An 18,488-nucleotide genomic window follows, 5' to 3' on the forward strand; every position below is an offset into this window, starting at 1 on the left:
CAGCCACGCAATACGCAGCGCACAGTCATTGGCACGGGTTGATGAAGAACGCCGCGAGCCACTGCCAGAGCAGGATCAGCGTGAGCAGCGCGGCGACGCCGAGCCCCGTGAGGCCGAGGAAGCGGGCGCGCGGGAGTGGGCCGCCCGTCTCCGTCGTCGCGTGGCGGCCGGTGTCGTCCCACACGCGCCACGCCACCCACGCGCCGTACGCCGCCGCGAGCACCGACGCGATGCCGACGACGTGCAGCCACACGTCCGCGTGGTAGCGGCACGCGCGCGGCACGAGCACGTACGCGCCCTGCAGGTGCGCGAAGAACACCGCCGGCGCGAGCAGCAGCCCCACCGCCTGCGCGGCGGTCGACGGCGCCTCGCGCGACTCGCGCGGGTGCGCGAGCCGCCCTTCCGCTCCGCTCGGGGTCCGCAGGTCGGGGCTCACGACATCACCCACGGGCCGAGGTAGTTCAGCACGTAGCACGGGATCCACGACAGCACGAGGAAGTACCAGTAGAACCCCACGTCCGCCGCGTCCGAGCAGTGCTTCTTCTCCACCGTCGAGAACCAGAAGATCCCGGCCATGCCGACGATCTCGATCAGCTCCACCGCGATCAGCGTCCCGTGCGAGCCGACCACGAGCCACTGCGCCGACGCGTACGCGTTCATGCTCCATTTCGCATGCAGCGCGCGCAGCTCGAGCCACCGCAGCCCGGCGAACGCGACGATGAACGCCGACGCGATCGCCAGATACATGCGCGTCGCGTCGAGGTCGAACGCGCGCGCCGCGCGCTGTAGCCGCCGGATCACCGGCAGGCTCACGAGCATGAGCACGAGCTGCACGCTCGGCCACAGCAGCGTCGGGCGCTCCGTGCCGGCGGGCGGCCATTCGTTGAAGTTCTTCCACAGGTAGAGGTACACCATCAGGCACAGCGCCAGCGTGAACCCCTCGATCACGACGAAGCCGAGCGTCCCCCACCACATGATGTCGCGCGACCCGAACGCGAGGTCCGGCAGGTCGGCGACGTCGAGGAACGGCCGCGTGCGGGGCACCAGCACGCGCTCCTCCGGCGGCAGCGGCGCGGTCTCGCTCATCGCGTCCCTCCCTCCGTCCGCAGCCCCTCCGTCCGCAGCGCCACGGGCGTCACGGCCGGCGCGTTAGGCTCGGCGACGACGGTGCGCCGGTGCTTCTTCGACTCCAGCTCGTCCTCCGGCTTCGTGCCGCGCGGCCACGCCCAGCCGGCGAACGCCGCCATGCACCACGCGAACCCGACGCCGTACATGTAGAACCGGAAGATGGCGCCGATGAACGTCACGCCGATCCCTACCGCCATGACGAGCGGCCAGATCGACTCCTCGGGGAGCTCGTGCCGGCTCTCCGGCACCGCGTCGAGCGCGCTCGTCACGAGGAACTCGCGCCGGTCGGTGCGCAGCCCCGTCACTACCGGCAGCTCCGCGTGCGTCTCGGCCGACCACAGCGGCGTGCGGCTCTCCACGGCCGGCAGGCGCGTGAAGTTCCACGGCGGCGGCGGCGACTCGGTCGCCCACTCGAGCGACGCCGCGCCCCACGGGTTCGCCCCCGCGATCGCGCCGCCGCGGACGCTCTTCAGCACGTTCACGAGGAACACGATCACGCTCGCCGCGATGATCCACGACCCCACCGTGGCGAGCATGTTGAGATCGCCCCACCCCGTCTCCGGCAGGTACGTGTAGACGCGGCGCGGCATCCCGTCGAGCCCCAGCAGGTGCATCGGGAAGAACGTCACGTTCACGCCGATGAAGAACAGCCAGAACTGCCACTTCCCGAGCCGCTCGTCCATCAGCCGGCCGAACATCTTCGGGAACCAGTAGTAGAACGCGCCGAACAGCGGGAACAGCACGCCGCCGATGATGACGTAGTGGAAGTGCGCGACGACGAAGTACGTGTCGTGCACCTGCAGGTCGAACGGCACCGAGGCGACCATCACGCCCGTCAGCCCGCCGATCGTGAACACGACGATGAAGCCGAGCGCGAACATCATCGCCGTCGTGAATCGCGGCCGCCCCGACCAGATCGTCGCGATCCAGCAGAAGATCTGCACCCCGCTCGGCACCGCGATCAGCACGCTCGCCGCGGTGAAGAACGTCTGCCCGAGCTGCGGGATCGACGTCGCGAACATGTGGTGCACCCACAGCCCGAACGCGACGAAGCCGGTGAGGAACAGCGACAGCACCATCACCGGGTAGCCGAAGATCTTCCGCCCCGTGAACGTCTCCACGATCGACGAGACGAACCCGAGCCCCGGGATGAACATGATGTAGACCTCGGGGTGGGCGAAGAACCAGAACATGTGCTGCCAGAGCAGCGGGTCGCCCCCCTCGGCGTGGTTGAAGAACTGCGTCGCCACCAGCCGGTCCATCGCCAGCATCAGCGTGCTCGCGATCGCCACGCTCGGCATCGCGAACACGATCATGAACGAGATGACGAGCGCCGACCACACGTAGAGTGGGATGCGGTTCAGCGACATCCCCGGCGCGCGCAGCTTGAACACGGTGACGATGACCTCGACCGCCGCGACGAGCCCCGCGATCTCGGTGAACGTCACCATCTGCGCCCACACGTCGACGCGGTGCCCCGGCGACTGCTGCGGCCCGGACAGCGGCGTGTACATGAACCACCCCGCGTCGGGCCCCATGTTCAGGTAGAACGACGCGAACAGGAGCAGCCCGCCGATGAGGAACGTGTAGTAGCCGAACTGGTTCAGCCGCGGATACGCGAGGTCGCGCGTGCCGACCATGAGCGGCACGAGGTAGAGCGCCATCGCCGTCATGATCGGCACGGCGAACAGGAACATCATCGCCGAGCCGTGGACCGTGAAGACCTGGTTGTACGTGTCGGGGCCTAACAGATGGTTCTCCGGCCGCGACAGCTGCAGCCGCATCAGCGCCGCGTTCACGCCGGCGAGCAGGAACCACAGCAGGCACGTCGCGACGTAGCGCTTCGCGATCGACTTGTGGTCGACGGCCGTGAGCCACCCCCAGAGGCCGGGGCGCGGCCGCCACGTGATCGCGAGCTCGGCCCGCTCCTCGGCCTCGTCGCGCCCGCGTCGTTCCGGAAGGTCGGGAATTGCGACGGTCGTCATCGGAGCGACTGGAGATAGGTCAACAGCGCCTCGAGATCCGAGGGCGAGAGCTGGTTCGGCGGCATGTTCGCCCCCGGCTTGATCCGCTGCGGGTCGACGATCCACCCCGCGAGGTTGCCGCGCGTGTTGCGCAGCGTTCCCGCGGCGATCGTGCGGCGGCTCGCGAGGTGCGTGAGGTCCGGGCCGGCGTGCGACCCGGCGGGCGTCCCCTCGATGTTGTGGCACAGCGCGCAGGAGCTCTTCATGAACACCTGCTGGCCGCGCACCGCTGCCGGGTCGCTCGGCGGCGGCGCCTGCGACATCGCCGCCTGCGCCCACGCCGCGTACTGCGCCGGCGGCTCGGCGACGACGAACAGCGCCATCTTCGCGTGCTGGTAGCCGCAGAACTCCGCGCACTGCCCGCGGTACACGCCCGGCGTGTCGGCCTGGAACCACAGCGACGTCGTGCGCCCGGGGATGAGATCCCGCTTGCCCGACAGGTTCGGCACCCAGAACGAGTGGATCACGTCCGACGCGTTCAGCACGAACACCACCGGCCGTCCCACCGGGATGTGAATCTCGTTCGCCGTCGTGAACCGGCCGCGCGGCGACGGGTCGGCGTACGTCACCTCCCACCACCACTGGTGTCCGGTCACCTCGATCGTCAGCGCGTTGCGGCTCGGGGCGCGGGTGGTCGTGCGCCCCACCGACAGGTCATAGACGAGGAACGTCATCAGGATGGCGACCGTCGCCACCGTGGCGATGGTCACGCCGCGCGTCATCCCGCGCTCGTCCACGAGGTCCGGCGGCAGTCCGGCACGCCGCCGCCGTGCGCCGGCCCACGCCGCCCACAGCGTCGCGAGGACCGTGAGCACGAACACCACCGTCGCGACGATCAGGGCGAACCGCCACAGGTCGTGCACGCGCGCCGACTGCGGCCCCTTCGGCTCGAGCACCGACTGGTACGTCGCGCCGCGGCACGCGCCTAACAGCAGGGCAGGAGGGCACGAGCGCAGCAGGGCACGAGCAGACCCTCTCCTCTCCTCGTGCGCTCCTGCCCTCCTACCCTGGGAGGTTCCGCTCATGGCCGGGCCGGCTTCGTGGTTCCGGGCGTGGTGCTCGCGGCCGCCGGTGCCATCGGCTTCGACGCCTGCGGCGACGTCGTCGGCATCTCGGCGCCGCTCCCCGGCGTCGACATCTTCGGCGTCTCCGCGTGCTGCAGCGACTGCGAGCCCGGCGTGTTCATCAGGTGGTCCTGCCGCGCGCTGCGCGACCACGACGGCGTGAGCCCGGAGAGCGACCGCACGTACGCGACGATCATCCAGATCTGCGGCGTCGGGATGCGCCCGCCCCACGACGGCATCCCGTTAGGCCGCCCCTCGGCGATCGTCTGGTAGATCTGCTCCGGCGCGCTGCCGTAGATCCACTGGTCGTCGGTGAGCGCCGGCCCCATGCCGCCGCCGCCGTTCGCATGGCAGCCGGCGCAGTTGTACCAGCCGAACAGCCGCTGCCCCTGCGTCACCGCGTACGCGTTCTCCTGATAGATGTTGCCGAGGTGCGCCGAGTCGAGGACGGGGCCCGGCTGCAGCGTGCTCACGCGCACGAGACCCGCCGGCTGCGCGCTCGGCGGCGACTCGCGGAAGCGGCGCACCTCGCGGTCGCAGGCGGTGCCTAACAGGAGGGCAAGAGCGCAGGAGGGCAGGAGGGCACGAGCGATTCTCCTGCCCTCGTGCCCTCGTGCCCTCCTGCCCTCACGGAAGGCTGAACACATAGAGCGTCCCTCCCTTGGTCGTCTTCTGCGGCAGGTCGGCCATCGCGGCCACGAAGCCCAGCGCCGCCGTCGAGTCCCGCGCGTCGAGTCCCCCGGCGACGATCGCGCCCGACCACCCGCCGACGCCGGCGACGACGGCGACGTACTGCTTGCCGTCCGGTCCGCGGTACGCGACCGGCTGGCCGATGATCCCCGAGCTCACCTTGAACTGCCAGAGCTGCTGGCCGTTGCGCGCGTCCACCGCCTTGAACCACCCGTCCATCGTGCCGTAGAACACGACGTCGCCCGCGGTGACCAGCGTGCCGCTCCACACCGGGAAGCTCTCGGTGATCTTCCACGCCGGGCGCATGTTCACCGGGTCCCACGCCGTCAGCTCGCCGCGGTGGTTCGCCGGATCGCCGGGCCCCGCCTTCATCTTCACGTTCATGCCGACGTACGGCGTCCCGGCGATGTAGTTCGCCTCGAGCCCCTCGGCGTCGTAGCAGAGGTTCTGGTGCGGGATGTAGGCGAGCCCCGTGCGCGGCGAGAACGACGACGGCTGCCAGTCCTTGCCGCCCGGCGGCGCGGGGCACATGTCGCGCGTCACCTTGCCGATCCCCGCGTCCATCCCCTCGATGTACTGCAGCCGCCCCGACTTCAGGTCGACGCCCTTCGTCGTCGTGATGTGCACGAACGGCTCGGCGGAGAGCACCTCGCCCGTCAGCCGGTCCATGAGATAGACGTAGCCGTTGCGATCCGGGTGCAGCAGCGCGTGCCTAACGGTCCCCTTCCACGGCACGTCGATGAGCAGGCTCTCGTTCACGCCGTCGTAGTCGTGCAGGTCGTGGGGGCTCATCTGATACGCCCACACCGCCTCGCCCGTGTCCGGGTCGCGCGCGAAGATCGTCGACGTCCACTTGTTGTCGCCCGGCCGCTGCCCCGGGTTCCACGGGCCCGGGTTCGCCGCGCCGTAGTACACGAGGTTCGCCGCCGGGTCGTACGTCAGCCAGCCCCACACGCTGCCGCCGCCGATCTTCCACGTCGTCCCCGGCCACGTCGACACGCCGAGGTCCTTGCCCTTGTGATCGGCGTAGAACGGCTTGAAGCGCGGCCCGATCAGCACGTCCGCGTCGGGCCCCGTCGTGTACGCGGTCCACAGCACCTTGCCGCTCCCCGCGTCGAGCGCCTTGAGCCACCCACGCACGCCCATCTCGCCGCCCGAGTTGCCGACGAGGACTTTCCCCTTCACGACGAGCGGCGCCATCGTCATGGTCTCGCCCATGTTGATGTCGCCGACGCGCGTCTTCCACACTTCCTTGCCCGTGTTCGCGTCGACCGCCACGACGTGGTTGTCGAGCGTGTTGTAGTAGATGCGGCCGTTGTCGTACGCCGGGCCGCGGTTCACCACGTCGCAGCACGCCACGCCCTGCGCCGCGCTCTCCGGCTTCGGCTCGTACTGCCACTTCACCGGCGCGCCCGGCTGCGTGAGGTCGAGCGCGTACAGGATGTTCGGGAACGGCGTCACCAGGTACATCGTGTTGTTCACGATGAGCGGCGCCTCCTCGTGGCCGCGCAGCACGCTCGTCGAGAACGTCCACGCGGGCCGCAGCTGCTTCACGTTCGTCGTGTTGATCTGATCGAGCCCGCTGAAGCGGATGCCGTCGTACGTCTTCGACGGCCGCGTCCACTGGCCGTCGTCGGCTTCGAGCGTGACGCTCGCGCGCGGGCCGCTCGCCGGCGGCAGTGCGGGGACCTTCGCCTCCCGCGTCGTGAGCGCGCGTTCCCGCTCGCGCGTGCAGGCGGCCGGGATCACACTGACTAGTGTGATCCCAATCATAAGGCGACGAAGCGTGCGTGCGTGTCGGAGCGCAGCGCGCCTCTGGAGACGTTCCATGCGGAGTTCCTCGTGATGACGTTCCACACGCGGCGACTCCCGAGAGTCCCGTGCCACCCCGCCCACGAGTCCGCGTGCCGACCCGCTACTGCATCACTGCATCGGGCCCGATGCAATAGCAGGAACCGTTCCGGTCAGCACTAATGCGCGACGACTCGCGCACCCGCGAATCCGGTGGAACGCCTCTTTCGCTCCGCGCGCATCCCTGTGCATCCCTCATCACCGAGACGCTCACGATGAAGAAGCCCATCACTCCGCTCGCGCACGGCGTGATCGACTACACCACCTCCGCCGCCGTCGCCGCCGCGCCGCTCGCGCTCGGCTTTCCAGCGCCCGCGCGTCGCCTGTTCGGTACGCTGGCGGGCACATACACCGCCGTCGCCGCGCTCACCGACTGGTCCGGCGATCGCTGAGACGACGAGCGTGAGCGCAGCCTGCGCGCCGCGGCCCGCAGCATGCCGAGCAGCGGCGCGACACCGCCAAGCGAGGACGACGTGGCCGGGAAGAACGAGGAGTCCCAACAGTCGGGAGCGTCGGAAGACGACGAGCAGCAGTCGGAGGCGATGGAGCGGCAGTCGGCGAGCCCCGACGTGGTCTACGAGGCCATCCGGCTCGAGGGGGAGGAGGAGCTCCAGCGGCCCTCGGCGGCGCTGTTCTGGTCGGGGCTCGCCGCCGGGCTCGCGATGGGCTTCTCGTTCCTCGCCCAGGCGTTGCTCCAGGCGGCCATCCCGCCCGCCCCGTGGCGCCACGCCGTCGCGGTGCTCGGCTACACCGTCGGCTTCATCTTCGTCGTCATGGGGCGGCAGCAGCTGTTCACCGAGAACACGCTGACCCCCGTGCTGCCGCTGCTGCGCGACGTCACGAAGCTGCCTAACGTGCTCCGCCTGTGGGGCATCGTGCTCGTCGCGAACCTGCTCGGCGGCGCGCTGTTCGCCTGGGTGCTCGGCCACACGGAGCTCGTCGGCGCGGACGTCCACGCGGAGCTCCGCGCCATGGCGCACGAGGTCGTCGCGCCGCGCGCCGCCGTCATCTTTCTCCGCGCGATCTACGCCGGGTGGCTCGTCGCGCTCATGGTCTGGCTGCTTCCCGGCGCCGAGTCGGCGCGCCTCGCGGCGATCGTCGTGCCGACCTATCTCATCGCGCTCGCGCACTTCGCGCACAGCATCGCCGGCTCGGTCGACGTGTTTTACCTCGTGCTCGGCGCGCAGGCGTCGTGGGGCGACTATATACATTTCTTTGTGCCGACACTGCTGGGCAACGTGCTCGGCGGCGTTACTCTGGTGGCTCTACTGAACCACGGGCAGGTGAAGGCGGGCGAGGGCGGGGGCGGGTGACGGGCCGGCGGGTCGGGAGCCGCTGGTTCGCGCCGGGGTGTCGGGTGTCGTCGATGCGGCGTACGTTAGGTCCGCGCGCGGCGGTCGGCAGTCGACGTCGATGGTCCATCGCCGCACACCGACCGTATCTCCCGACCGTCTGTCATGCGTGACCCCTCCGGGCGTCCGCGCGGCCGTGCCGCCGCCTCCGCGGCGACGCTGGACGCGCTCCGCCGCATCGTCCGTGCGCTCCGCCTCGCGAACAGCGGAGTCGAGAAGAGCACCGGGCTGAGCGCCGCACAGCTCTTCGTTCTCGAGCAGGTGGCCGCGGCGCCCGGCGCTTCGCTCAGCGAGCTCGCCCAGCGCACGCTCACCGACCGTACCTCGGTCGCCGCGGTCGTGGACCGGCTCGCCTCGCGCGGCCTCGTCGAGCGCCGCCGCTCCGACGTCGACCGCCGCCGGGTCGAGATCCTGCCGACCGAGAGCGGGCGGGGGACGCTCGAGCACGCCCCGCATCCGCCCACGCGCCGCGTGCTGATGGCGCTCGAGACGCTCGACGACCGGCAGCTCCAGCGCCTCGCCGTGAGCCTCACGCGGCTCGTCCGGTCGATGGGCCTGTCGGACGAGCCGTCGGTGATGCTGTTCGAGGAGGACGGGGCGTCCCACGACGCGACCCACGCGGACGCCGAGGGCGCCGCCGACTGACGCGGCTCTCCCGCCCTCTCAGCCGATCGTGAGCGTGCCCGTCGTCGCGTCGTAGGTCGCCGGATACGAGCGCATGTTCGTCGTGCGCTCGCCGCCCGTCCACGTGCCCGAGGCGGTGAACCGCGCGCCGTGCTTCGAGCACAGGAAGCCGGTGCCGTTCTGGTTGATGCTGCCCCCCTCGTGCGGGCAGACGAGCGACAGCGCCGCGAACGACGACGTGCCGGTGCGCACGATGGCCAGCCGCGTGCCGCTCAGCGACACCACCGCGATGCCGCCCGTGCTCGCGAGCGCCGGGTAGCTCGCGACGTCGATCGACGAGTTCACGCTCGCCGGCGCCGTGAGCGTGTCGCCCGCCGCGCCGCACGCCGCGAGCGCCGCCGCCGCGGCGGCGAGCAGCGACTGCGAGAGGAACGTGCGGCGATCGAGGGCGCCGACGGCGCCGGCCGCGCTGGCGAGGGGGCAGGCGGCGGCGCAGCGGTCGGCGTCGGGCGAGGCGGCGTGATGCGGCATGGAGAGCACGTCGTGTGAGGAAGGTCGCGAGTGGGGCGCTGTCGTAACGACACGTCAACCGGCCGAGACCCTCACGTTAGGCGCGCTTGACGCCGCGGGGGTTCCCGTACATGCTGCCGGCGCGACCCGGCGGCACGCGCCGGGCGCCTAACGGTTCTGGGCGGGGGGCGCCATGCGCATCGCGGTGATCGGAGCGGGGAACGTCGGCGGCACGCTGGGACGACGGTGGGCGCAGCGCGGGCACGAGGTGGCGTTCGGCGTGCGCGATCCGTCGCGCGGCGCGGACGCGGTGAAGGGCGGCGATGCGCTCCCGGCCGGCGCGTCGGTCGTCACGCCCGAGGAGGCGGCGCGCGGCGCCGACGTCGTGGTGCTCGCCACGCCGTGGGATGCCGTGCCCGACGCGCTGCGCGAGCTCGGCCCCGCGCTCGACGGCGTGGTGCTCGTCGACGCCACGAACCCGCTCGGCCCGGGGCTCACGCTCGACGTCGGGCCCGCGTGCGAGTCGGGCGCGGAGCGCGTGCAGGCGCTCGCCCCGCGCGCGCGCGTCGTGAAGGCGTTCAACACGACGGGCTTCAGCAACATGGCCGACCCGGTGTACGGCGGCGAGCCGACGGTGATGTTCTACGCCGGCGACGACCCCGAGGCGAAGTCCGCCGTGCGCCTGCTCGTCGCCGCGCTCGGCTTCGACGCCGTGGACGCCGGCCCGCTCGCGCGCAGCCGCGAGCTGGAGCACCTCGCCATGCTCTGGATCTCGCTCGCGTTCGGCGGCCTCGGACGCGACATCGCGTTCCGGCTCGTGCGGCGGTGATCGGGACTCGGGACTCGGGACTCGGGACTCGGGACTCGGTGCCTAACGAGTCCCGAGTCCCGAGTCCCGAGTCCCGAGTCCCGAGTCCCGAGTCCCGTCAGAACCTCGCCCGCACGCCTAACGACAAAGTCCGCCCCGGCAGCACGGTCGCGTCGTCCGGCTCGCCGCGCTGGCGGTCGAGCAGGTTGTCGCCGGCGAGGACGATGCCGAAGCCGGCCACGACGTCGCGAGCGACGCTCGCGCGCAGGTGCGTGACGCCGTCGTACGTGCGCCAGTACGCGCGCAGCGGCGCGCCCACCAGCTCGCGCGCCTCGTGTGCGTTGCTCGTGTACGCCTGCGCGAGCCGCAGCCGGTCGTAGTTCGTCCAGTCGAACGCGCGCGACGCGCCGAGCGTCGCCGCCCACCGCGGCGCGCTCCACGACGCGTCGACGCCGAGCGTGCGCGCCGGCACCTCGAGCATGCGGTCGCCGGGGCGCAGGTCGCCCGTGTAGCCGAGCGCGAGCTGCCGCACGCGGCTGTCGACGCGCGTGAACGTCCCCGCGAGGCCGAGCGGCCCCGCGCGCCACGTCGCCTCGAGCTCCACGCCGCGGTTCGTGATCACGCCGACGTTCTGCAGCGCGTACGTGATGCGCCGCGCGCCGGCCGGACCGCCGCGTGGGGGCAGCGTGTCCGCTCCCGGCGCGATGATCGACACCTGCTGGATGAGCCCCGACGCGCGCTGGTCGAACGCCGTCGCGTGGACGCCGAACGCCCGGCCGACGTACAGGTCGACACCCCCCTCGACGCCGCGCTGCTCCTCCGGCGCGAGGTCGGGCACGCGCGCCCCGAAGCCGCCGCCGTGCCACGTCGTGAAGCGCGTCGTCGTGCGCGCGGGGCGCAGCCCGCGGCCGTACGCGGTGCGCAGCTTCACCGTCACGTCGCCGCGCTGGCCGACGACCGTGGCGCCGAACATCGGCAGCGCGGCGTAGCGGCTCGCCTCCGCGTAGCCGCCGTTGCGTTCCCCGCGCAGCCCCGCCGTCACGTACGCCACCTCGCGCCATCCCGCGGTGGCCTGCGCGGAGAGCCCCGCCGTCTGCAGCCACGTCGAGTGGCCCATCGTGACGTCGTTAGGCACCTGGCCCGCCGCACCCGGTCCCCGCGGCACGTCGGGCGACGCCGTCGCGGCGGTTCCGTCGCGCAGCACGGCCCAGTCGCCGGCGAGCGTCACCGAGCCGCCGAGCCCGCGCTCCTCGCCCCACCGCGCCACGCTGCTCGCGCGCAGCGTCCCGCGGTCCGCGCCGCCGCGCGCCGCGAGCAGCGCCGAATCCACCGACGACGGGACCGCGACCGGATCGACGGCGAGCCCGGTGAGCCGGTAGCCGTTCACCCCCGCCTGCACCACGTGCGTCCACCGCTCGCCCGCCGCGTGCGTCGCCGTGCCGCCTAACGTGTACTGCCACACCGACTGCCGCGGCGCGTCGGTCGCGGGGACCTGGCGACCGGCAGTCCCGCCGCCGGTCGTCCCGCCGCCCGGACGCGTCGGCAGCGCCGCGGCGACGAGGGGGCTCGGTGCCGTGTTCGCGGACGCGCCGTCGGCGTACGCGGTGGCGCTCAGCGCCCACGCCGAGCCGACGCGTCGCGCGTAGGCGTTGCCGAACAGGTGCCGCGCACCGGCGCCGGGGACGTACGCGCCGATCGAGCTGCCGGAGAGCGACACCCCGCGCGAGCGCGCACCCGATCCCTCGCGCAGCGCGGCGCCATGATCCTGCACGAGCGCCGGATGCTCGGCGAACGCGCTGCCCGCCGCGCCGACGCCGCTGCGCACCTCGAGCTGCCGTCCGCCGTCGGCCGCGCCGTCGTGCCGCGTGACCACGTTGATCACGCCGCTGATCGCGTCCGCGCCGTAGAACGCCGCGCCCTGCGGCCCGCGGATCACCTCCACGCGCTCGACGCTCTCCGGCGACAGCGCGGTCACGAGCAGCGGGTTCGCCGCCTCGATGCCGTCGATGTAGATCTTCGGCGCCGTCAGGCCGAACGAGCTCGCGCCGCGGATGCTGCCGTAGCGCGCGAGCAGCGACGACGGCGACTGTGTCCACACCCAGATGCCTGGCACGGTGCCGTCGATGCCGTGCGCGAGCGTCGACATGCCGATGCCCGGCGCGCCCGTCGATGCGCGCACGACGTCGAGCGCGAACGGCAGCGCGCGCTGCGACGCGCCGGCCGCGCTCCCCGTGACGACGACCTGATCGAGCACCGCCATGCGCGCCACCGCCATCGGCGCGGACGGCGAGGCGTTAGGCACCTCGTCGGACGCCGCGGCGGCTGCCGGCACGCGCGCCGGCGCGAGCACGACCTGCTCCACGCCGACCACCACGGGCTGCACCTCCGCGCCGCGCAGCACCGCCTCCAGTGCCGCGCCGAGCGGCGTCGCGTCGCACGCCACGCTCACGCTGCGGTCGAGCGGCAGCGTCTCCGCGCTGTACGACAGCCGCACCCGCGCCGCCGCGGCGAGCCGGTCGAGCGCGGTGCGCAGCGCCACGTCGCGCAGGTGCAGCGACACCGGCCGGTCGAGCGGCGTGGGCCACGCGCGCCCGCCGACCTCGCCCGCCGCCGCGACGGTGCGGGGCTGCGCCCACGCGGGAACGGCGACCGCGAGCCCGGCGACCGTGAGCGTGGCGACCTGGAAGACGGCGACCACGTGACGGCGACCGATCGAGTGTGCACGGTCGCCCTTCGCACGGTCGCCGTCGCACGGTCGCCGTCTCAAGGTCGCCGTCTCAGGGTCGCACGAACGCCGTATCGCCGCGTCGCTCGATCGACGCGCCTAACGCGAGCGCCACCACCCGCAGCACCTCGTCCGCCGGCTCGCCGTGGAACGCCGCCGTGAGGTGCCGTTCGGCGAGCGACGCGGCGAGCGACGGGTCGGCCGGCCGCAGCTCCACGCCGTACCACCGCCGCAGCTCCGCCGCCACCTCGGGGAACGGCGTGTCCCGGAACGCGAGCTGCCCGCGCGTCCACGACAGGTCCTGCTCCGTCACGACGTCGGTCGCGACGACGGGCGAGCGTCCCGGCACCACCACGCCGCGCGCGTGCGCCCGCACCAGCACGCCCGCCGTGTCGGCCGTCGCCGCGCGCAGCATCACCACGCCGTCCGTGACGGCCACCGTCACGCGCCCGTCGCTGCCGTCGCGCACCACGAACGCCGTGCCGACGTCGTGCACGCTCGCCGCGCCGGTGCGCACCACGAACGGCGCCCGCGCGTCGTGCCTGACGGTGAAGTAGGCCTCGCCGCGCAGCCGCACCTCGCGCCGCGCCGCGCCGAAATCGCTCGCCACGTCGAGCGTGCTCCCGGGGCCGAGCAGCACGCGGCTGCCGTCGGGGAGGCGCAGCGAGTCGCGCACGCCCACCGCGGTGGCGAACGTGCGCCCGGCGACGTCCTCGGTCGCCGCGCGCCCGCGCAGCGCGCGCCACCCCGCCACGCCGCCTGCCACGAGCAGCAGCGCCGCCGCGGCGCGCGCCGCGACCGGCCACGCCCGCGGTCGCGGGCGGAGCGGGAACACGTCCGCCGGCGTGCGCGTGGCCTCCTCGGCGCGGCGCGCCTTCACCCGGCGGAGCGCGGCCTCGACGTCGAGATCCGGCGGTGCCGCGAACGCGAGCCGGTCGAGCGTGCGGTCGAGCGCGTCGACCGCGGCCGCGTCGTCGGGGTGCTCGCCGCGCCAGGTCCGCGCCGTCGACGCCGATGCCGGGTCCGCCTCGCCGGCGAGGTCGCGGGCGATCGCCTCCCATCCCGGATCGCCCGGCTCGTTCGACTCGTCGGGCGGGAGGTCGGCGCCTGGCTGATGATCCATGACCCTTGTTGACACCCTGGTTGCCGGCTACCCCTACGGCGGCCGGCGGGCTGCGCGAGCAGACTGGCGCAACGGTTCGGCGCGGTCAAGCGTGTGCGGACGTGCGCCAGCGTGCGCGGCACGTCCTCCGCGTCTCCTCGCACCCCTCGTTCCGCATTCCGCCCGACCACCGCGCACCCACGTGACGGACGACCGAGCGACCGCCACCCGCGGCGAGGCCGAGCGCGCGCTGTTCGCCCGACTGGCCACCGGCGACGAGGAGGCGTTCGACGCGATCTTCCGCGCCTGGTATCCGCCGCTCGTGCGCATCGCCGAAGGCATCGTCCGCGAGCGCGCCGTGGCCGAGGAGGTCGTGCAGGACGTGCTGCTCGAGGTGTGGCGCCGCCGCGAGTCGCTCGGCAAGGAGGAGAGCCCGCGCGCGTATCTCATCCGCGCCGCGCGCAATCGGGCGCTGAACCACGTCCGCCACCTCCGCGTCCAGCAGAAGAGCGCGCCCTACATCGGCGGCCGCGATGCCGACGCGCCCGAAGGCATGTCCCGCCTCGTGGAGGCCGAACTGGACTCGGCGGTGCGCGACGCCGTCGCCGGACTGCCGCCACGCTGTCGCGAAGTGTTCGAGCTCAGTCGCGTGCACGGCCTGTCGTACGCCGAGATCGCGCGGTCGCTCGAGATCTCGGTGAAGACCGTCGAGGCGCAGATGGGCAAGGCGCTGCGGGTGCTGCGGGAACGGCTCGCCCCGTGGCTGCCGGGGGGCGACCGGGCCAGCGCACGCGACGGCTGACGCGGACGTAGGGGTGATCGCATGGCTCCGTGTCCTCTCGCTGTGGACCGGCGCGGGCCCGAGCGAAGTCGGGCGCCGGCCGGGTCGGCTCAACCCCGGAGACGAAACCAGCCCATGAACCGCACCACTTCGCGCGCCGTGGCCGGCGCCCTCGTGCTCGCCGCCGCGGCGTGCGGCGAGTCGGCCACCTCGCCCAGCGCGAGCACCAGCGACTTTCTCGCGAACGCCCTGACGACGCTCTCGCCGGGCATGGATCAGCTCTCCACCAGCTTCGCGTCCGGCGCGACGCAGGCGGCGTGGATCCCCGGCCCGGGTGGCCCGGGGCGCAACGCCCTCGGCATCGGCAGCCTGCTCGGCGGCGGCCTCGGCGCCGATTACGTCGGCGAGGTGTTCTTCGCGTTCGGCGGCGGACCCGGCCACGGGCCGCACGGCGGGCCGTTCGGCGTCGCGGCGACGTGCACCGGCGGCACCTACAGCGCGACGACCGGCGTCGTCACCTGCCCGAGCGAGACGCGCAACGGCCTCACGATCGCGCGCACGATCCAGTTCAAGAACGCCGCCGGCTCGCCGCAGGCGGCGTACGACACCGCGACGACGAACTCCATCTCGGAGCACCGCACGGTGACCGGGACGACGACGTTCACCGCCGACTCCGGGCGCGGTCGCGACGGGCACGGACACGGCGGCCCGGGCTTCTTCGGTCTCGGCCGCGGGCCCGACTCCTCGCGCGTGACCATCACGAGCGCGTCGACGACGGTGAACGAGTCGAGTGACCGCGTGGTGTCCGGCCTCGCGACGGGCAGCACGCAGCGCACCGTGAACGCGACCGCCGCGGGTCGCGAGTCGACGACGGGCCAGAGCTCGGCCGGCGCGTTCACGTCGACGCGCGCCACCGGCGACACGACGCGCGGGCTCGTCATCCCCGTCGCGACGTCGACGAACACGCGTCCGTATCCGACGGCGGGCACGGTGATCCGCGCCATGTCGGCGACGGTGACGTTCACCGGCCAGGCCGCGCAGTCGACGACGCGCCGCGAGGTGATCACGTACGACGGCTCGGCGACGGCGAAGCTCACGATCACACAGGACGGCACGACGAAGAACTGCACGATCGCGCTGCCGCGCGGCCGCCCGTCGTGCAGCTGACGTGCAGTTGATGCGCTGCTGACGCGCATCGAGTCGCAGCACCGCACGTCGAGATCCGCTCGCGACGCGCGCCACCCGATGTCCTGGGCGGCGCGCGTTGCGCGTTTCAGCCGACGGGAGCGCAGAGGCCCGACGATCGGGACCGCGCCCCGCGCGGCTCGCGGCGACCGTCCGCCCGCGCAACGTGCTCTCGACCTGCGAGGTTCTCCGATGCGCCGCTCACGCACGATCATGCTCTCCGTCATCCTGCTCGCCGCCCAGGCGTGCGCCGATCACCCCGACACGACGGGGCCGGGCGCACGCACGCCCGCGGCCGCGAGTCTCGCAGCGGCGAAGGTGAAGCAGCAGCCGATCCAGATGTTCGACCGGTGCGACGCGCTGACGTTCAACACGCTCGGCGCCGGCACCTGCATTCGCCCCGAGCGCGGGGTGACGCTCCCCGACTTCATCGCCGAGATCCAGCGGACGGGCGCCGCGCAGGCGTGGCGCTTCGAGCCGGGCGAGGTGACGATCCCGCTCGGCACGACGCTGCTCGCCGTGAACCGCGGCGGCGAGGTGCACACGTTCACCGAGGTGGCACACTTCGGCGGCGGCCGCCTGCAGCTGCTGAACGACCTGTCCGGCAACCCGATTCCCGCGCCGGAGTGTCTCGCGCTGCCGGCGAGCGCGGACGTGCGGCCGGGCGGCAGCTTCCCCGATACGCCGGACGAGGTGGGGACGGAGCTGTATCAGTGCTGCATCCACCCGTGGATGCGCACCACCGTGCACATTCGCCCGCGCTCGTGAGCGCGCGCCCGTGAGCGCGGCACACCGTTAGGCACGCGCGCGTCTGGTGATGCCGGGCGCGCGCGATAAGTTCCGCCGCGATGCTCGCTCTCGGACTCGCCCTCGCGGCGCTCATCGGCCTGTCGCTCGGCCTCCTCGGCGGCGGCGGGTCGATCCTCACGGTCCCGGTGTTCGTCTACGTCCTCGGCTACGCGGCGAAGCCGGCGATCGCGATGAGCCTTCCGGTCGTCGGCACGACGAGCCTCGTCGGCGCCGTGCGCCACTGGCGCGAGGGGAACGTGAACCTGCGCGTCGCGCTGCTGTTCGGCGTGGTGGCGATGCTCGGCTCGTTCACCGGTGCGCGATTCGCCGCGCGCGTGCGGGGACCGCTCCAGCTGCTGCTGCTCGGCGCCGTGATGCTCGCCGCGGCGGCGTCGATGCTGCGCCGTCCGCGCGCGCTGCGCGACGCCGAAGCGGTCGACGCCGTGGATGGATCGGCGCACGTGCGTCCGCTCGTCTACGCCGTGGGGCTCGGCGTCGGCTTCCTCACGGGGCTCGTCGGCATCGGCGGCGGATTCCTCATCGTCCCCGCGCTCGTCGTGCTCGCGCACGTGCCGATGAAGCAGGCCGTGGGCACGTCGCTCGTCGTCATCGCCATGAACTCCGCGTCGGGCTACGCGGGCTACGCGGGGCGCGTGCACGTCCCATGGCCGCTCGTCGCCGCGTTCACCGCCGTGGCGATCGTCGGCATCGTGATCGGCACGCGCCTCGTGCGCCACATCCCCGCGCTCACGCTGCGCCGCGCGTTCGGCGTGTTTCTCGTGCTCCTCGGCGCGCTCGTCGTGTGGCAGAACCGCGGCGCGTTCGGGGGCTGACTTGGCGCACGCGGAGACGCGGAGAACGCGGAGAACACCTTTCGACCGCAGAGGGCCGCAGAGGGCCGCAGAGGACTCCCTCTTTGAATTGAACCACAGAGGACACTGAGGACACGGAGGAAAACCCTTCAAGAAAGGTGGTTTCTCTGCGTCCTCTGTGTCCTCTGTGGTAAGAAAGCAGTTGAAGCAGTTGCCGTTCTCTGCGGCCCTCTGCGGCCCTCTGCGGTTCGTTCACACCGCCAAGGCAGTTCCCCGGCGTTCTCCGCGGCTCCGCGTGAGACCGATCAGCCGACCTGCAGGTACGAGATCCCTCGCTCCTGCATGTGCCCGATGGCGATGTAGAGATCCGGCACGAGCACCACGTCCGGCAGCAGCCCGCCCGCGAGGTCCTGGCGGATCGCGGGCTCGGCGCCGAGTCCCGCGGCGGCGAGTCGGCGCGACGTGTTGATGATCGTGTTGTTGCACGCGAGGAACAGCACGCCGCGCTTCTGCAGCGCTTCGACCGTCTGTGCCGCGGTCACCGGCATGCGCGCGCCGCCGTTCGCCGCGGTGAACAGGTTGCGCGTCGAGGCGCTCTGGCTCTGCGGGTCGGCGATCGTGTACTGCTCGCCGAGCCGGTACTTCGACCACATCGCGTCGGAGAGCACGAGCGGCAGCGACGTGCCGTGGAAGCCGAGCACGAGGTTCACGTCGTGCGGCGACGCCGCGTAGTCGCGCTCGTACGCGTCGAGGAAGTTCGCCGCCTGCATCAGCGCGCGCCCGTTGTTGTGCGACGGGATGTCGAACACCGTGCGGTGCTTCGCCGTCAGTCCGCGCAGCCACGCCTCGTCGGCCATGGCGCGCGGCTGCGCACCGGCCGGGCGCGCGGCGAGCGCCGCGGCCGCGAGCGTGAGTCGTCCGAGAAAGCCACGGCGCGGAATTCCTTCGTCGACGTGTCGCATGTCTCCTCCCGGCCTGGGTCGCGTCGAAGAGACATTCTCCGGGGAGCGACGGCAAGCCCGCTCGCCGGCGCGCGTTCCCCC

18 protein-coding genes are annotated in these 18,488 nt (G+C 72.6%); 8 read left to right on the forward strand and 10 right to left on the reverse strand.

Features of this window, described 5'->3' with window-relative positions; all coding sequences use genetic code 11:
• Positions 1 to 25 precede the first annotated feature (25 nt).
• The 6 genes from J421_RS08900 to J421_RS08925 form a co-directional block, all read right to left on the reverse strand.
• A complete protein-coding gene (locus J421_RS08900; protein ID WP_025410828.1) occupies positions 26 to 436 on the reverse strand; it encodes a hypothetical protein in 411 nt (136 codons plus the stop codon).
• Positions 433 to 1,086, reverse strand: coding sequence for a cytochrome c oxidase subunit 3 (locus J421_RS08905; protein WP_025410829.1), 654 nt, complete (start codon positions 1,084 to 1,086; stop codon positions 433 to 435). Before J421_RS08905 ends, J421_RS08900 begins: the two co-directional genes overlap by 4 nt.
• Positions 1,083 to 3,113, reverse strand: coding sequence for a cytochrome c oxidase subunit I (gene ctaD / locus J421_RS08910; protein ID WP_025410830.1), 2,031 nt, complete (start codon positions 3,111 to 3,113; stop codon positions 1,083 to 1,085). The genes J421_RS08905 and ctaD overlap by 4 nt, the downstream gene beginning before the upstream one ends.
• Positions 3,110 to 4,177, reverse strand: coding sequence for a cytochrome c oxidase subunit II (gene coxB / locus J421_RS08915; RefSeq protein WP_104022427.1), 1,068 nt, complete (start codon positions 4,175 to 4,177; stop codon positions 3,110 to 3,112). The genes ctaD and coxB overlap by 4 nt, the downstream gene beginning before the upstream one ends.
• Entirely contained in the window at positions 4,174 to 4,743 is a 570-nt protein-coding gene (locus tag J421_RS08920) for a c-type cytochrome (RefSeq protein ID WP_201773126.1), read from the reverse strand. Before J421_RS08920 ends, coxB begins: the two co-directional genes overlap by 4 nt.
• 100 nt (positions 4,744 to 4,843) lie before the next feature.
• Positions 4,844 to 6,679 carry a methanol/ethanol family PQQ-dependent dehydrogenase gene (locus J421_RS08925; protein ID WP_104022429.1) on the reverse strand — a complete coding sequence of 612 codons (1,836 nt, stop codon included), beginning with the start codon at positions 6,677 to 6,679 and terminating at the stop codon, positions 4,844 to 4,846.
• Between the two features lie 200 nt (positions 6,680 to 6,879).
• Between J421_RS08925 and J421_RS08930 the strand changes: the two genes are divergently transcribed.
• The 3 genes from J421_RS08930 to J421_RS08940 all read left to right on the forward strand — a co-directional run bounded on the left by J421_RS08930 (position 6,880) and on the right by J421_RS08940 (position 8,754).
• Positions 6,880 to 7,149 carry a hypothetical protein gene (locus J421_RS08930; RefSeq protein ID WP_025410834.1) on the forward strand — a complete coding sequence of 90 codons (270 nt, stop codon included), beginning with the start codon at positions 6,880 to 6,882 and terminating at the stop codon, positions 7,147 to 7,149.
• 81 nt (positions 7,150 to 7,230) lie between these two features.
• Positions 7,231 to 8,070, forward strand: coding sequence for a formate/nitrite transporter family protein (locus tag J421_RS08935; RefSeq protein WP_201773127.1), 840 nt, complete (start codon positions 7,231 to 7,233; stop codon positions 8,068 to 8,070).
• 144 nt (positions 8,071 to 8,214) lie between these two features.
• On the forward strand, positions 8,215 to 8,754 hold the full coding sequence (locus tag J421_RS08940) for a MarR family winged helix-turn-helix transcriptional regulator (protein WP_025410836.1): 540 nt from the start codon (positions 8,215 to 8,217) through the stop codon (positions 8,752 to 8,754).
• An 18-nt stretch (positions 8,755 to 8,772) separates the two neighbouring features.
• On the opposite strand, the gene J421_RS32690 is transcribed toward J421_RS08940, so the two are convergent.
• Complete coding sequence (locus J421_RS32690; protein ID WP_025410837.1) at positions 8,773 to 9,264, reverse strand: QcrA and Rieske domain-containing protein; 492 nt, start codon at positions 9,262 to 9,264, stop codon at positions 8,773 to 8,775.
• 172 nt (positions 9,265 to 9,436) lie between these two features.
• Between J421_RS32690 and J421_RS08950 the strand changes: the two genes are divergently transcribed.
• Complete coding sequence (locus tag J421_RS08950; RefSeq protein WP_025410838.1) at positions 9,437 to 10,072, forward strand: NADPH-dependent F420 reductase; 636 nt, start codon at positions 9,437 to 9,439, stop codon at positions 10,070 to 10,072.
• 97 nt (positions 10,073 to 10,169) lie between these two features.
• Here the strand turns inward: J421_RS08950 and J421_RS08955 are convergent, their stop codons facing one another.
• The gene (locus tag J421_RS08955; RefSeq protein ID WP_025410839.1) at positions 10,170 to 12,749 is read right to left on the reverse strand and encodes a TonB-dependent receptor; all 2,580 of its coding nucleotides are present in this window, start codon (positions 12,747 to 12,749) and stop codon (positions 10,170 to 10,172) included.
• 79 nt (positions 12,750 to 12,828) lie between these two features.
• Positions 12,829 to 13,899 carry a FecR family protein gene (locus tag J421_RS08960; protein WP_025410840.1) on the reverse strand — a complete coding sequence of 357 codons (1,071 nt, stop codon included), beginning with the start codon at positions 13,897 to 13,899 and terminating at the stop codon, positions 12,829 to 12,831.
• Positions 13,900 to 14,080: 181 nt separating this feature from the next.
• On the opposite strand from J421_RS08960, the gene J421_RS08965 reads away from it, so the two are divergent.
• The 4 genes from J421_RS08965 (at position 14,081) to J421_RS08980 (ending at position 17,466) form a co-directional block, all read left to right on the forward strand.
• A complete protein-coding gene (locus J421_RS08965) occupies positions 14,081 to 14,680 on the forward strand; it encodes an RNA polymerase sigma-70 factor (protein ID WP_025410841.1) in 600 nt (199 codons plus the stop codon).
• A 114-nt stretch (positions 14,681 to 14,794) separates the two neighbouring features.
• On the forward strand, positions 14,795 to 15,826 hold the full coding sequence (locus J421_RS08970) for a hypothetical protein (protein WP_025410842.1): 1,032 nt from the start codon (positions 14,795 to 14,797) through the stop codon (positions 15,824 to 15,826).
• Between the two features lie 210 nt (positions 15,827 to 16,036).
• Complete coding sequence (locus J421_RS08975; RefSeq protein WP_025410843.1) at positions 16,037 to 16,612, forward strand: cupredoxin domain-containing protein; 576 nt, start codon at positions 16,037 to 16,039, stop codon at positions 16,610 to 16,612.
• A gap of 80 nt (positions 16,613 to 16,692) precedes the next feature.
• Entirely contained in the window at positions 16,693 to 17,466 is a 774-nt protein-coding gene (locus J421_RS08980) for a sulfite exporter TauE/SafE family protein (protein WP_025410844.1), read from the forward strand.
• Between the two features lie 284 nt (positions 17,467 to 17,750).
• Here J421_RS08980 and J421_RS08985 read toward each other — a convergent pair whose 3' ends face one another.
• A complete protein-coding gene (locus tag J421_RS08985; RefSeq protein ID WP_025410845.1) occupies positions 17,751 to 18,407 on the reverse strand; it encodes a hypothetical protein in 657 nt (218 codons plus the stop codon).
• Positions 18,408 to 18,488: the final 81 nt, after the last annotated feature.

The organism is Gemmatirosa kalamazoonensis (genome assembly GCF_000522985.1).
GTDB classification, from domain to species: Bacteria; Gemmatimonadota; Gemmatimonadetes; order Gemmatimonadales; family Gemmatimonadaceae; genus Gemmatirosa; species Gemmatirosa kalamazoonensis.